Source organism: Neobacillus niacini (genome assembly GCF_031456445.1).
Lineage (GTDB): Bacteria > Bacillota > Bacilli > Bacillales > Cytobacillaceae > Neobacillus > Neobacillus niacini_I.
Window position 1 is genome coordinate 20,165 of the sequence record NZ_JAVDUQ010000013.1, and the last position, 13,630, is coordinate 33,794.

The 13,630-nt window shown below is 39.4% G+C and carries 13 protein-coding genes, 1 pseudogene and 1 riboswitch; of the genes and pseudogenes, 7 read left to right on the forward strand and 7 right to left on the reverse strand.

The window, feature by feature from the left end:
* Position 1 precedes the first annotated feature (1 nt).
* The gene (thiS, locus tag J2Y67_RS12565) at positions 2 to 205 is read right to left on the reverse strand and encodes a sulfur carrier protein ThiS (RefSeq protein ID WP_310174481.1); all 204 of its coding nucleotides are present in this window, start codon (positions 203 to 205) and stop codon (positions 2 to 4) included.
* Positions 206 to 347: 142 nt separating this feature from the next.
* Here thiS and J2Y67_RS12570 point away from each other — a divergent pair, with 142 nt between their 5' ends.
* Positions 348 to 1,097 carry an MBL fold metallo-hydrolase gene (locus tag J2Y67_RS12570; protein ID WP_310174482.1) on the forward strand — a complete coding sequence of 250 codons (750 nt, stop codon included), beginning with the start codon at positions 348 to 350 and terminating at the stop codon, positions 1,095 to 1,097.
* A 41-nt stretch (positions 1,098 to 1,138) separates the two neighbouring features.
* Here the strand turns inward: J2Y67_RS12570 and thiO are convergent, their stop codons facing one another.
* The 3 genes from thiO to J2Y67_RS12585 form a co-directional block, all read right to left on the reverse strand.
* Positions 1,139 to 2,263, reverse strand: a complete 1,125-nt coding sequence (gene thiO, locus J2Y67_RS12575; protein WP_310174484.1) for a glycine oxidase ThiO — start codon at positions 2,261 to 2,263, stop codon at positions 1,139 to 1,141.
* Entirely contained in the window at positions 2,247 to 2,882 is a 636-nt protein-coding gene (gene tenI / locus J2Y67_RS12580; RefSeq protein WP_310174486.1) for a thiazole tautomerase TenI, read from the reverse strand. Before tenI ends, thiO begins: the two co-directional genes overlap by 17 nt.
* Positions 2,883 to 2,977: 95 nt before the next feature.
* Positions 2,978 to 3,086, reverse strand: a riboswitch (TPP riboswitch).
* A 79-nt stretch (positions 3,087 to 3,165) separates the two neighbouring features.
* Positions 3,166 to 4,860 (reverse strand): L-lactate permease, encoded by a 1,695-nt coding sequence (locus tag J2Y67_RS12585; RefSeq protein ID WP_310174488.1) that lies wholly within the window; start codon positions 4,858 to 4,860, stop codon positions 3,166 to 3,168.
* A 281-nt stretch (positions 4,861 to 5,141) separates the two neighbouring features.
* Here J2Y67_RS12585 and J2Y67_RS12590 point away from each other — a divergent pair, with 281 nt between their 5' ends.
* Both J2Y67_RS12590 and J2Y67_RS12595 read left to right on the forward strand, forming a co-directional pair.
* Positions 5,142 to 5,861, forward strand: coding sequence for a FadR/GntR family transcriptional regulator (locus J2Y67_RS12590; RefSeq protein ID WP_310174490.1), 720 nt, complete (start codon positions 5,142 to 5,144; stop codon positions 5,859 to 5,861).
* A 163-nt stretch (positions 5,862 to 6,024) separates the two neighbouring features.
* Positions 6,025 to 6,171 (forward strand): annotated as a pseudogene (locus tag J2Y67_RS12595) (heterodisulfide reductase-related iron-sulfur binding cluster); the annotation flags it as partial.
* 991 nt (positions 6,172 to 7,162) lie between these two features.
* Here J2Y67_RS12595 and J2Y67_RS12600 read toward each other — a convergent pair.
* Positions 7,163 to 7,462 carry a BC1872 family protein gene (locus tag J2Y67_RS12600; RefSeq protein ID WP_310174492.1) on the reverse strand — a complete coding sequence of 100 codons (300 nt, stop codon included), beginning with the start codon at positions 7,460 to 7,462 and terminating at the stop codon, positions 7,163 to 7,165.
* Positions 7,463 to 7,616: 154 nt separating this feature from the next.
* Here J2Y67_RS12600 and J2Y67_RS12605 point away from each other — a divergent pair, with 154 nt between their 5' ends.
* From J2Y67_RS12605 to J2Y67_RS12620, 4 genes are all read left to right on the forward strand, one after another.
* Entirely contained in the window at positions 7,617 to 8,102 is a 486-nt protein-coding gene (locus J2Y67_RS12605) for a GNAT family N-acetyltransferase (protein WP_310174494.1), read from the forward strand.
* Positions 8,103 to 8,262: 160 nt separating this feature from the next.
* Positions 8,263 to 9,432 carry a DUF3800 domain-containing protein gene (locus J2Y67_RS12610; protein ID WP_310174496.1) on the forward strand — a complete coding sequence of 390 codons (1,170 nt, stop codon included), beginning with the start codon at positions 8,263 to 8,265 and terminating at the stop codon, positions 9,430 to 9,432.
* Between the two features lie 76 nt (positions 9,433 to 9,508).
* Complete coding sequence (locus tag J2Y67_RS12615) at positions 9,509 to 9,739, forward strand: DUF2187 family protein (protein WP_310174498.1); 231 nt, start codon at positions 9,509 to 9,511, stop codon at positions 9,737 to 9,739.
* Between the two features lie 289 nt (positions 9,740 to 10,028).
* Positions 10,029 to 10,835, forward strand: coding sequence for a rhamnogalacturonan acetylesterase (locus tag J2Y67_RS12620; RefSeq protein WP_310174501.1), 807 nt, complete (start codon positions 10,029 to 10,031; stop codon positions 10,833 to 10,835).
* Between the two features lie 91 nt (positions 10,836 to 10,926).
* Here J2Y67_RS12620 and J2Y67_RS12625 read toward each other — a convergent pair whose 3' ends face one another.
* Both J2Y67_RS12625 and J2Y67_RS12630 read right to left on the reverse strand, forming a co-directional pair.
* The gene (locus J2Y67_RS12625) at positions 10,927 to 12,831 is read right to left on the reverse strand and encodes an ABC transporter permease (RefSeq protein ID WP_310174503.1); all 1,905 of its coding nucleotides are present in this window, start codon (positions 12,829 to 12,831) and stop codon (positions 10,927 to 10,929) included.
* Positions 12,806 to 13,576 carry an ABC transporter ATP-binding protein gene (locus J2Y67_RS12630; RefSeq protein WP_310174505.1) on the reverse strand — a complete coding sequence of 257 codons (771 nt, stop codon included), beginning with the start codon at positions 13,574 to 13,576 and terminating at the stop codon, positions 12,806 to 12,808. Before J2Y67_RS12630 ends, J2Y67_RS12625 begins: the two co-directional genes overlap by 26 nt.
* Positions 13,577 to 13,630 lie beyond the last annotated feature (54 nt).

The following is a 13,630-nucleotide window of genomic DNA, read 5'->3' on the forward strand; positions in this document are numbered from 1 at the left end:
ATCAACCGCCTCCTACAAAATGAACAATTTCAATTTTATCTTTATCAGATAATCTGGTACTCTGGTGTTCTACTTTCGTTAAAATCTTTCCGTTTAATTCAACCACCACGACCTTATTATGAACCTCGTAGTGTTTAAGGACATCTGAAACAGTCACAATATCATCGGGGAGCACGACTCTTTCACCATTTAACAGTAGTTTCATTTAAAGCCTCCTTAAAAAGGTTTTAAAATGTATTGACAAAAATATTTTTATGTGTTATAATAAATATTTTACATATTGATAATAAATATATAAGGGTGTAATATTGGATTCGCAGGTATGAATTTTTTTCTGGAGGGATCCAATGTTCAAGAAAAATGGTATTCACATGTTAGAAATCTCCATCAACTCTACGGGTGAGGTAAATGTCATTCACCCAACCGTCATTTGGGATGAAGAAGAATTGATTTTAATTGATACAGGTTACCCAGGTAACGCGAATGAATTACGTGATGGGATCGAAAAAGCAGGGGTTTCGTTTGAACGACTGACGAAAATCCTCATCACCCATCAAGATATCGATCATATCGGCAGCTTACCAACCATTCTAGAAGAATCCTCGAAAAAAATAGACGTGTATGCGAGCGAGATTGAAAAAACGTTTATTCAAGGTGAAAAAATGATTCTCAGGATTACCCCCGAATCCATCACGAAAGCCCTGGAATCTCTGCCGCCTGAAGTACCCGAAGACTTTCGCCGTGCTTTTAAATTTCGATTAGAGAATCCGCCAAAAGCAAAAGTAGACCATGTAATGGAAGCTGGTCAGGAATTACCTGTCTGTGGTGGTGTCATTGCCATCGATACGGCTGGACATACACCAGGTCATTTGAGTTTTTACCATAAAGCAAGTAAAACCTTAATTGCCGGGGATGCATTAATTGTTAAAGAAGGACAATTATATCCAGCTGACCCGAAATACACCTTAGATAATGACACCGCAATAAAATCACTTGATAACCTCTTAAGCTATGACATTGAAAAAGTCATTTGTTATCATGGTGGATTATTTGCCGGCAATGTTCATGATAGATTGCAAGAAATTTTAAAAGGATAATTTCTTTTTGAGGTCTGAACGGAAAAATTCCTGTTCGGGCCTCACAGAGCTTTTTCGATTTTCCTTTCCAGCTGAAATGCGGAAAGAAGAGAATCCTGTTTACCATCTAATAAATCAGCAACGAGTTTTCCTGTGATCGGACTTAACAAGATGCCATTGCGAAAATGCCCGGCAGCTACGAACAATCCCTTCCATTCAGGATGCTCGCCAATATAGGGGAGACCGTCGCCTGTCTGTGGCCTAATTCCACTCCAAACCCGCTCCCACTCTGCATCCTTAATCTGGGGAACAAGTTGGACCACTCTTTCAATTAATGTGGCAATTCCTCCAAGTGTGACAGTGCGATCAAAGGTATCCTCAATCATCGTTGCGCCAATATAAATCTCCCCATTTCGTTTTGGGACTAGATAACAGCGTTTATCGGAAAAAATCGTCCTATTGATTAAAGCTTCATCCGTTTTGACAGAAAAGCATTCACCTTTAACAGGGAAGACATGAATGTTCAAGCCGGATTCCATCATCAATTTTCGAGCCCAGGCTCCGGTTGCCACGATAACTTGTTCACAATGTATGACCCCATTTGTCGTTTTGACCCCTTTAACCTGACCCTTTTCAAAAAGAAATGAGAGGACTTCGGTATTTTCACGGATTTCTGCTCCATAGTGGTTGGCGGCTTTTGCAAATCCTTGAGTTAATTTTCCCGAAAGAACATGGCCGTCATTCGGGAGAAATATCCCGCCGGACACTCTTGGTGAAAGAGCCGGTTCCATTTCCCTTATTTCCTTTGAGTCAAGCCATTGGATGTTGGAATCCCAATTTTTTTGAAAAATGGTCTGTTTTTTTAACTCGAATGCGATTTCTTCTGTTTCGGCTACTTTTAACATTCCTTTTTGGACGAACTCAATATCAATTCCAGTTAGATCGAATAACTCGTTTGAAACCTCAGGAAACATGGCTTGACTTTTTATTGCCAGCTGAAAAAGGGGACCATCTTGTTCGATTTCCGCTTGGGCTGCCAGCATCCCGGCGGCCGCACTGGAAGCCTGGCAAGCTAATCGTTCTTTTTCCAATATAATGACCTTTTTTCCCCTCTTCGAAAGCTGATAGGCGATGGAAGCACCGTTAATTCCGCCGCCGATGATGGCAACATCATATGAATGATACAATTGATTCATCTCCATTTTTCAGTTCATTTACGTAAGACTTTACTGCTTCTACTGGATCCTTAGCATCTAACACTCCCGACATAACCGCAATACCGCTTGCACCTGCCTGAAGTACTTGATGAGTATTTTCAGGCGTGATACCACCAATCGCAATGACCGGAATGTTTAGGTGAGTTACCCTTTTTAATTCCTCAAGACCTTTAGGGCTTTTTCCCGGTTTAGAATTAGAACGGAAGACATGACCGAACAAGACGTAATCAGCCCGATCCTTTATCGCCTTTAGTCCCTCCTCAAAAGAGTGGATGGAGCTTCCCACCCGAAGTCGTGGGAAGTTTTCTTTTGCGATGGCTGCATCTAAGCTGTGATAGGCTAATTGAACTCCCGCAGCATTTATAACATAGGCAACGTCGACGCGATCATTCAGAATCAATTTTGACAAAGGGATGTTTTTCTTTGTTAAAAGTTCGACTGCATCAAGAAGCTCTCTGGCTGTTTTTCCTTTTTCTCGCAGGTGAATCGCTGTTACGTAAGGATGGATATCCGTGACAATCTCAGCAAATTGCTCAATCGGTATTTTTCCATTTGAAATAAGATGGAATTCGTTTGAAATGTAAGTCACCCCTTTTAAGAAGATTCCGCTGAAATGAAAAAAACCACTCCCAATTGGTATGGAAGTGGTTTGAAAATTTGAAATAAACAATTTTTGGTTACTCAAATATCCGTTTTCCACTTCCCTACGCTGGCATTAACCAGATCAGGTTCATAGAGTCCCGAAGTAGCACTTCAATCTCAGCCCTTTAAAAAGGCACCTCTAGCGGAATAGCTTCAATATTCATTTGTTATGTTTTCCTGCAGTTATTATATTAACACGTGAGATAAATATGTCAATTGATTTTGTCATTTTACGGAATCATCCAGGTTAGAAAATGGCTTTGAACAAAGGTCATGATTCCTACCAGAATGACTAAAAAGAAGCTATGTTTGACAGTAAAGCGGAATAATTCTGACTCCTTGCCGGCAAGGCCAACGGCGGCACAAGCAACAGCAATTGATTGAGGTGAAATCATTTTTCCAGTTACACCGCCCGAAGAATTTGCTGCCAGAGCAAGCACCGGGTTCATTCCAGTTGAAGTTGCAGTTATTTTTTGCAGGTTCCCAAACAATAGGTTTGCTGAAGTATCAGAACCCGTAATGAATACTCCAAGCCAGCCAAGGAAAGGAGCAAAAAACGGAAACAGCAGCGAGCCCGTTTTGGCAAGAGACATACCAAGAGTGGTGCTCATTCCCGAGGAATTTGTAACATAGGCAAAACCAACAACGGAAGCGATGGTAATGACCGGATATTTTAATTCATTAAGTGTCTCGCCAAAGGTAAGGATCCAATTTTTCCACGAAATCCCTACAATGAATTTCGTCACAATTGCTGCGATTAAAATCGCTGTCCCTGCTGCACCAAGCAATTCAAGTTTATAAACGGCAGGTACAGGCTGCCCAGCGGTGTTCATAACCTTATTATTTAGTAAAGGTACTTCCGGCATGAATGTGAACCAGTAACCCAATGAATTAAGTGCTTTTAATAATGTGTTCGTTCCTTCATAATGACCAGTTAATACAAGTTTAACTGCAGGAATGCCCCATAAAGTGATGGTTCCTGTTAAGACAAGGAAAGGGGACCATGCCTTGAAAATTTGCCTGCTAGTATAATGCTCCTGTTTGCTTTGTAATTTTTTCGCTGAAGAAGCAGCAGCGATCTCTTGCTCAGCGGAAAATCGGAAAATTGTTTTTGGTTTCCAGAACTTCAAGAAAATTGCCAGTGTAAACAACGAAACAAGTGCAGATAAAATATCGGGAAGTTCAGGACCCATAAAGTTGGATGTAATGTACTGAGTAACGGCAAAGGCTGCCCCCGAAACAAGAATGGCTGGCATTACTTCCTTTGTTCTTTTCCAGCCGGACATAATAAATACCAAATAGAAGGGAATAAAGAAAGACAAGAATGGCAACTGTCGGCCAACCATTTTAGAGATCTCCGCTGCCGGTATTCCTGTTGGACCTTCCATTGCAATAATAGGTGTACCAATTGCTCCAAAGGCTACTGGGGCAGTATTGGCAATTAAGCATAGTCCTGCGGCATAAAGCGGGTTAAATCCCAGTCCCACTAATAACGCAGCTGAAATGGCTACAGGCGCTCCGAAACCGGCAGCTCCTTCCAGAAAGGCCCCGAAGGAAAACGCTATCAATAATGCCTGTAAACGGCGATCCTCTGTAATCGATACCACGGATGTACGAATGATATCAAACTGGCCTGTTTTAACAGTAAGTTTGTAAAGGAACAGCGAAGTTATAATAATCCAGCCAATCGGCAGGATTCCATAAACAGCTCCCTGAGATGCTGACATAAGCGCCATTCCGGCCGGCATTTTATAAGCAGCAACGGCAATTACTAAAGCAATGACAAGTGTACTGAATCCTGCAATATGACCCTTCATCCGTTTGATCGCCAATGCCCAGAAAAAATATAGAATCGGTATTAGTGCAACCATTGCGGTAAGTCCAAGATTATTTCCAACCGCTGTAAAATTTTGAGTAAATGTCATACTTTCTGAGTCCCCCTATTATTTTTTTTAAAATGAAACCATTTTCCAATTTGAATCATGCTCTCCTCCTGTTCGTAACCGTTTGCAATTGATGATTAGGTCATCTGATGACTCGATGTCTACTGCTGCTAAGAAAAATTATATGGATGAATCTGAAAAAAGACAATATTTTTTTAAAATTTTTATTTTTTCATAATTTCACATAAGAAATCGCATTTAATGCAGTTTTGTTAAAAACATGTATAATTATAGGAGCGAAATCCTATTTAGGAGCTGGATGGATGAATTACAAAAAAATAAAACCGAAAAAAATCTATGAAGAGGTGGCGGAAGCCATTTCTGAAATGATTCGCTCCGGCGAGCTTAAGCCTGGAGATAAACTTGATTCTGTACAGCAGTTGGCTGAAAATTTTCAAGTAGGGCGTTCAGCGATAAGGGAAGCTTTAACCTCATTAAGAGCTATGGGATTGGTTGAAATGAAGCAAGGGGAAGGCACTTTTATCAAGGAATTTGAAAAAGAACAAATCGCCTTTCCTTTATCCACAGCGATTTTAATGAATGAAGAGGATGTTACCCAACTTCTGGAGGTTCGAAAGATTATTGAATGCGGGGCAGCTGCTGCTGCGGCAAAAAGGCGGACGATTCAGCAACTGAAAACAATCGAGAATGCACTAGAAAAAATGAGAGAAGCGAATGGAGATGAGGAACTGGGCGAGGTGGCAGATCTACAATTCCATTTAGCCATTGCAGAAGCTTCCCAAAATCCGCTTTTGCTGAGTTTAATGAATCATATTTCCGGATTGATGGGGGAAGCAGTGAAAGAAACACGCAAGGTCTGGATCTATTCCAAACAAACCACAACTGAGGATCTATATGAGAAGCACAAAGCCATCTATCAGGCGATTAAGGATCAACAGGAAGATGAAGCGAGAAATCGCATGATGGAGCACCTTGAAAATGTTGAGGCCATTTTACAGAAGTATTTTCAATCCACCCCTTGATCTGGATAAAATGAGAAAAAACTTGCGGTCCTATAGCGATATGCGGGCCGTAAGTTTTTAGGCCAAAAAGTTTTTTACTGAAACCCCTTTCAAATCAGCCTGGCTTTATTGTAAGATTAGAGATATTATTTTTTTAATAAGTCATCTGATGACCAGTTCATCTTCACAAGTATGCTGCGGCCAGCCCTCTTATATCAGCGGTTATGTAAAGGAATTGAAGGAAGCCATGAAACGAATGATTGAAACATTTAGTGATGCGGAATATGTTGTGTCTCCATCTGGATCCTGCGCGTTTATGTTTAAAGAATATCGGCGGGCGGATTGCACGGAAAGGCAAACCAATTAAAGTGCTTCATTTAGCAGAGGTTTTAAATAGCCGGTATAGCGGCTTTTGAGTGAAAAGGGTAAAAGAAACCGCGTTTCATTAACCGAAATAGCGGCTTTTGAGTGAAAAAGGTAAAAGAAACCGCGTTTCATAGCCCGAAATAGCGACTTTTGAGTGAAAAAGGTAAAAGAAACCGCGTTTCATTGCCCATGATAGCCGCTTTTGAGTAAAAAGGGTAAAAGAAACCGCGTTTCATAGCCCGAAATAGCGGCTTTTGAGTGAAAAGGGTAAAAGAAACCGCGTTTCATTAACCGTAATAGCGGCTTTTGAGTGAAAAAGGTAAAAGAAACCGCGTTTCATAGCCCGAAATAGCGACTTTTGAGTGAAAAAGGTAAAAGAAACCGCGTTTCATTGCCCGAAATAGCGGCTTTTGAGTGAAAAGGGTAAAAGAAACCGCGTTCCATTGCCCGAAATAGCGACTTTTGAGTGAAAAAGATAAAAGAAACCGCGTTTCATTGCCCGAAATAGCGACTTTTGAGTGAAAAAGATAAAAGAAACCGCGTTTCATAGCCCGAAATAGCGGCTTTTGAGTAAAAAGGGTAAAAGAAACCGCGTTTCATAGCCCGAAATAGCGGCTTTTGAGTGAAAAAGGTAAAAGAAACCGCGTTTCATTAACCGAAATAGCGGCTTTTGAGTGAAAAGGGTAAAAGAAACCGCGTTTCATTAACCGAAATAGCGGCTTTTGAGTGAAAAAGGTAAAAGAAACCGCGTTTCATAGCCCATGATAGCCGCTTTTGAATGAAAAGGGTAAAGTTATGGTTTTATCCGCGAATGTTCGTGTGAAAGCAATTGCTTTTTAATAGAGCGGTTTTTTTCTTTTAGTAAAAATTGGTAGAAATCCGTCTTTTTAAAGATTCGCTAATTAATCACGTCAATTCACGGATAACCCTGAAAATTCACGGATAAATAATCTTTTCTACAGCCACTCATCCGGAACTGAGCTATTGTCAGCGATTTCGTACGCTGCAGTGGTGATGGCTTGCGCTAACGTATTTCCCGTTGCCCATACGTCATTAAAACAAACCTTGTAAGCTCCTTTTGCTTCATACGAAAACCCTAACTTTTCCATCCTCTCAACAATCAACAAGGCATGGTCAAGATTTTCCTCGGGTTGAAACGCATAAATGAAAATACCTTTTTCCTCATCATACCATCGATCCCACCTATTTAACTTCCATCCTAATATTCTGCGGGCGATAATTTCTATTTTGTTCATATTCAAATGACTTCCTTTCACTAGATTTTAATATTTTATCATGAACGGCATCCAAGTCTAATAGAAATACTTTTCAATTTTTCGACATTCTTAAGAAAATATATTATTTCATGTGTTAAACTTAAATAGATTGATGATGGAGGATTGATTGGGTATGTTGAACATTCGAAACGTAAAAAAGCAGGATTTATCTGATATTGTAATCATAGAACAACTTTGTTTTCCGCCAGAAGAAGCGGCGAAAAAGGAAGCATTTGAGAAGCGGATTGAAGTCATCCCAGATAGTTTTTTTGTTGCGGAAGAGAATGGAGTGATCATCGGTTTTGTTAATGGACCGGTTATTGAAACTCCCTTCATAACCGATGACTTATTTAAGGAAATAAAGGAAAATCCGGAAACGGGTGATCATCAAAGTATCCTTGGGATCGCAGTAACCCCTCATTTTCAAACACGCGGGGTAGCAGCAGCACTCCTTGTTCATATTGAAAAAGAAGCAAGAGCAAAAAGTCGTGAAACGATTACTCTTACCTGTAAAGAAGACTTAATCGTCTTCTATGAAAATCATGGATACCGAAATCTTGGAGTCTCGGATTCACAGCATGCCGGAGTTATTTGGTATAACATGGTTAAAAAATTATAATACCGTGAAACAAGAAAAATCGGGTGGACCTGGCGCCGCTCGATTTTTCTTTGTTGATTATTGAATCATAAATTTAAGGGAAAAAGTAACTTTTAGAGGGATTCCTTCACATTTGTCGAATAATTTAAATAATATCTAATCGACAATTGAGGTGGGAAAGTTGAACGATATCCAATATGTATTTTTCAATGAGTATGGTGATTATGGTTTTGATTTTGACAATAGCGGCGACTCAACCCACTTTATGATCACTGGGATTCTAGTAAAAAATTCCGATAAAGAATGGTTAGAAAAGGAAATCAACAAAATTTGGCAAAAGTATTTTCAAAATGAGAAAAATAGCTTCAGCATAATAAAAGAACAGCCGGAACAGTTGAGGCAATTATTAACTGAAATGAGCGGATTGCCTTTTAAAATATACTCCTATGTAATCGACAAGCAAAAAATTAGAGAGAACAGTGGGGTTACTTATAAAAATACTTTTATAAAATATTTAACCCGCAAAGTCCTCGAAGATTTATCGATCACGTTTGAGAGGCTTGATATTGTTGCGGATGACCAGGACCCGAAGGAGTTTATGAAGGCCTTTATAAATTATGTTAAACAGGAATGTATACCGGACCTCTTTAATTATTCAAGTTTTGGATTTAATAACACTAAATCAGATATTCTCGTGCAATTGGCGCAATGGATTGCGGCAACACTGGCAATAGGATATGACGAAAAGCAGTCAAAACATTATCATACTTTTTATAAAATGATCAAACCTCAAATCGTGCGAATCAATTTATGGCCCTATGATTATCGGAATTTTCTCTATAACTACAAGGTAGACCGTGCTGACATTAAGAATGACGAGGTTATCATCAAACAGGCAGTCAATTTAGCTTATCAATACATTGATAAATTTCGCAAAAGTGATGATGAGGATGATAAGCTTCGCATCGATTTTTTAAAATTTTTACTGTTTAATTTGAAGGAAAACCCTGATGACTATGTATACACCCAGGAGATTTTGAATAATTTGAATGCCATCCGGGAAATCGATTTGAACCCTCATAATTTTCGCTCGAGCATCGTATCAAAGTTGCGTGACCAGGGGTTACTGATTGCGAGCAGCAATAAGGGTTACAAATTGCCGGTTTGTTTGACCGATTTATATGACTTTGTGAACCTCTCAAGTCTAACCATTTTCCCGATGATTCAAAGAATAGCCAAATGCCGTGATCAAATTTTGCAGGCTACCAACAAAGAAATCGACATTCTTGAGCAAAAAGAATATGAGTATTTGAAACGGGTTATTGAATTGAAAAAATGGAATGTCAAGTAATTCTTTTTATAATGACTAAATTTTGTGTCCATATCTTGGTAATACTAAAAACGAAACCAAAGTGGAGGTACAAGATATGGTAGAAGAAAATTCAAAAAATGAGAATGGGAAGGAAAAAAACAGCCTTGTAAAGATACAGTTAGATGAATTAGTCGAGATTAAAACCGGTGAATACAAAGGGAAAAAAGCTAAAGTTATACAAGTCCGCGATAACTCTGTTATTGTGGAACTAGGGTTGAAAACCAAGGCAGGAGAACCCGTCTTAACCGTGGTTAATCATAAAAATTACAAGAAGCTGAATAAATAATTCCATCTTCAAAGTGAAAAGCTCCATCTAGTCTGTTTGCATTCACATCTTAAAGGTATCAGGGACCCTTATGGGAACTGATACCTTTTTTAATTTACTGTGGGAATTGGCATCAATGAAAAAATGGAGATTTTGTGGTTCTGTTCGAGTTATAATAATTATGGCAAATATTTCTTTTTAGTTTGATTAGCAATGGCGGAAGGATGAACAAAAATCTTCCTCTCTAACATTTCGCATGATTTGTGGGAGTTTGTTGAAAGTAATGGTAATGGGGAAGGGGGGAAAAATGTTGAAAAATAATCAAGGAAAGAAATTCACTTTCGCTAGCATCCTAATTATTGCTGCTGTCATGACACTGTTTATAACATCAAATGTGTTTGGAAAATTATCAAGGGATCAAAATCAGCAGGGTAAGAAAAAGAGAATCACCATGTATCTCGCAGGAGATTCCACAGTATCTAATTATCCTGACAATATGACCCCTCGGACCGGTTGGGGGCAGGTGTTGCCGGCATTTTTTGACGGTCAGGTACTAATAAAAAACAGAGCGGTACCAGGCAGAAGCTCAAAAAGTTTTATCAAGGAAGGCAGATTGGCTGTGATTTTAAAACAAATTCATAAGGGGGATTACCTTTTTATTCAATTCGGACATAATGATGAAAAAATAAAGGATCCCAGCCGGTACACGGAACCTTCCACTACATATAAAACCTATTTAAAGCAGTATATTGACGGCGCTCGTCAAAATGGTGCTATTCCTGTCCTGGTCACACCGGTGGAAAGAAGAAGGTTTTCCCCAGAAGGCAGTGCTGCGGAAACGCATGGCAGGTATCCAGCGGCGATGAAGGAGCTAGGGCAGAAGGAGCATGTTACGGTCATTGATTTAACGGAGAAAAGTAGAAAGCTTTTTCAACAGCTAGGTCCTGAAAAAACAAAAGAGCTTTTTATGTGGCTAGACCCGGGAACCAACCCCAATTTTCCGAGAGGAGTACAGGACAACACGCATTTTCAGGATAAAGGGGCAAGAGAGATTGCTAAACTAGTGGTCGAGGGGATAAAGGAGCACGGTTTGGGACTACGCACTTACTTAAAATAAAAGACGATTTTTATTACTGGACCCATTATCTGCGATAGGTTTAATCCCTATAAAAATAGAACAGCTCTCCATTCTGAGAGCTGTTCTATTTTTAAATCAATGTTTTTTTCAAGTTCTGTAAATATCGGTAGCGGATCAAGAAAAAATAAATGAGTTGAGCAACCAGAAAACTGGCTAACACGATGATAATCTCTGTCGCAATCGATAACTGATAAAAGCTTTGCAGGGCCATAAAGGCAAAAGTACTGTGGACAAAAGCTACAACAATTGGAACAAAGAAAAGTAAGGAAAGCTGCTGAGTGACAATCTTGTTTAATTCCTGATCAGTCAGTCCCACTTTCTTGATTGTTAAATACTGACGGCGGTCGTAATCTAAGTCTGCATATAGTCTGAAGTAGAGGAAACTGCCTGCAGCGATAAAGAAAACCGCACCTGTCAATAACGCGACAAATAACATCATCTTATACATATTCATTTGGTTTTCATAAATGGTTCCACTTACGGTCATGGAGTATGGATTTTTTTCAGAAGAAAACGACATTCCATTTTTCGTTAATTTTTTACCCATACCCGCTGTTTTTTGTAGATCCTTCGTATAAAAACCGGTAAACATTTCTGTGTTTACTGGTGTTAGCTTTTTAAATAGTTCATCACTAACAACAAACCCTTGAGAAAAAATCAATTGCATGGGAAGGACAACATTCTTAGTTATTTTTTCATGATGAAATTTTAAATGATTCTGTACTAATGTATAGGTAATCGGTTCCGGTTCACTTAAAGTCGCCGTCCTCAATTCTAGTATTTCTTGTCCGTCAAGTGGCTTTTCGTTAAAATCAAACCCGGCGGCTTTAGCCATTCTTTTATAATCTGAGAAAGAAACAACAGCCATTTTTTTAGGTGCATATTTGTCTGTGGATGAAGCGACAGCAACATATTTAATCTGTACTTGTTTCGTTCTATATTTTATATTTCTAGCTTTCAATTCAGCTTCAATTTGCTGCAAATGTTTCTGGTGAACAGGTTGGTCGTCCTTAGCTAAATAACTGATCTCTGCAGGGAATTCTACTTTTACCTGCTTATTCATGACATTCATTGAAGCAAGGGAACCCACTGCACAGAAGGCAACGGTTGAAACGATTGTCACCATAAAAAACATCCGCGCATTATCTTTTAGACGGTAAGCTAAATTGGAAATCGTAATTAAATTCGTTTTTCGCCAAAACAACAACCGGTGTTTTTGTAGTCTTTTCATCAAGAACACGGAAAGTTGTGTGTAAAAAAAGTACGTGCCGACAACAGTCATACCGATAACTGGCAGCATCCGGAAAAGTAACGTCTGCATTGTCGCAGTAGCGGCTAAATAATAACTAACAAGCAGCAAAATGGCCGAAAGAAGCGATAAGAAAACCGATGCTTTTGGCTCTTTTTTTGGTTTTTCGCCTGCTTGAAATAAATCAATTAACTTGTTGACTCTGACAAGGATGGTGGTAAATAGGGAAATACTGAAAAATAAGATTAAAAATGCCCCAAGTGTTAAAAATAATGCTTTTTTCGAAATGAAAAAGGGAAGTGGGGCGATGCCAATCATTTTTGAGCCAATCATTAAAAACAGTTTTCCCGTGATCATCCCTAACGCAATACCAATGGCTATGGCTCCAATGCCAATCAGCATATTTTCTAGAAACACCATTCGATTTAATTGACCCCTCGTCATTCCGTGCATCATCAAAATCCCAAATTCACGTTTTCGGGATTTTAAAAAGGTGCTGACAGAATAGAGCACAAAAAAGAAAGAAAACACATACATAATGACTTCAGCAGACGACATTAATTGGACAGCCGTCGCTGAGGTCACACCCTTTTTTATATCAGGATGAAAAATAAAAAGGGCGTAAATAAAGAAGATCAAGACCGAAAAGGCGCTGCTTAAAAAATAGGCGGAGTAGGTCCGTTTATTACGGACAACGTTTCTAAAGACGAACTGTGGAAAGGTCACGGCTGTCTCCTCCTAACAACGCAAGCATATCAATGATCTTTTGAAAAAAGGCCTGGCGGTTATTCCCACGGTAAATCTCATTATAGAGCTGTCCATCCTTAATAAAGATGACGCGGTGGCAGTAGCTGGCAGCGACGGCATCATGTGTTACCATTAAGGCAGTTGCGCCATCCTCTTTGTTAATCGTTGTCAGTGTTTCCATTACATCCTTGGAGGCTTTTGAGTCTAAGTTACCTGTCGGTTCATCTGCTAAAATCAGCGATGGGCCGTGGATGATGGCTCGAGCAATCGCCGTCCGCTGCATTTGCCCGCCTGAAATTTCAAAGGTTCGTTTTTTCAGGATTTGATCAATCCCAAGCTTCTTTGCTACCATTTGAAGCTTTTGATTCATTTCACTTACGCTTACACTATCAAGGGTGAGCGGCAGAACAATATTTTCTTCAACGGATAGTGTATCGAGCAAATTAAAGTGCTGAAACACAAAGCCAAGTTCATGGCGCCTGAATAGGGCCGTTTCCTTCCGGTTTAGAATATGGGGATTCTTCCCTTTAATCAAAACCTCGCCAGAAGTGGGCCGATCAATCGTGGCAATTAAGTTTAAAAGTGTTGTTTTCCCACTTCCGGAAGGCCCCATAATCCCAACAAATTCACCTGGTTTAATCGAAAAATTGATATTTGTTAACGCTTTATACGAAACTTTCCCTTCATAAATCTTATCTAAATGCCGTACATCCAAAATCGACATCCTCTCAACTCCCTGTACAATTTATACCCTTATTCTAACGAGAAACCCGTACCC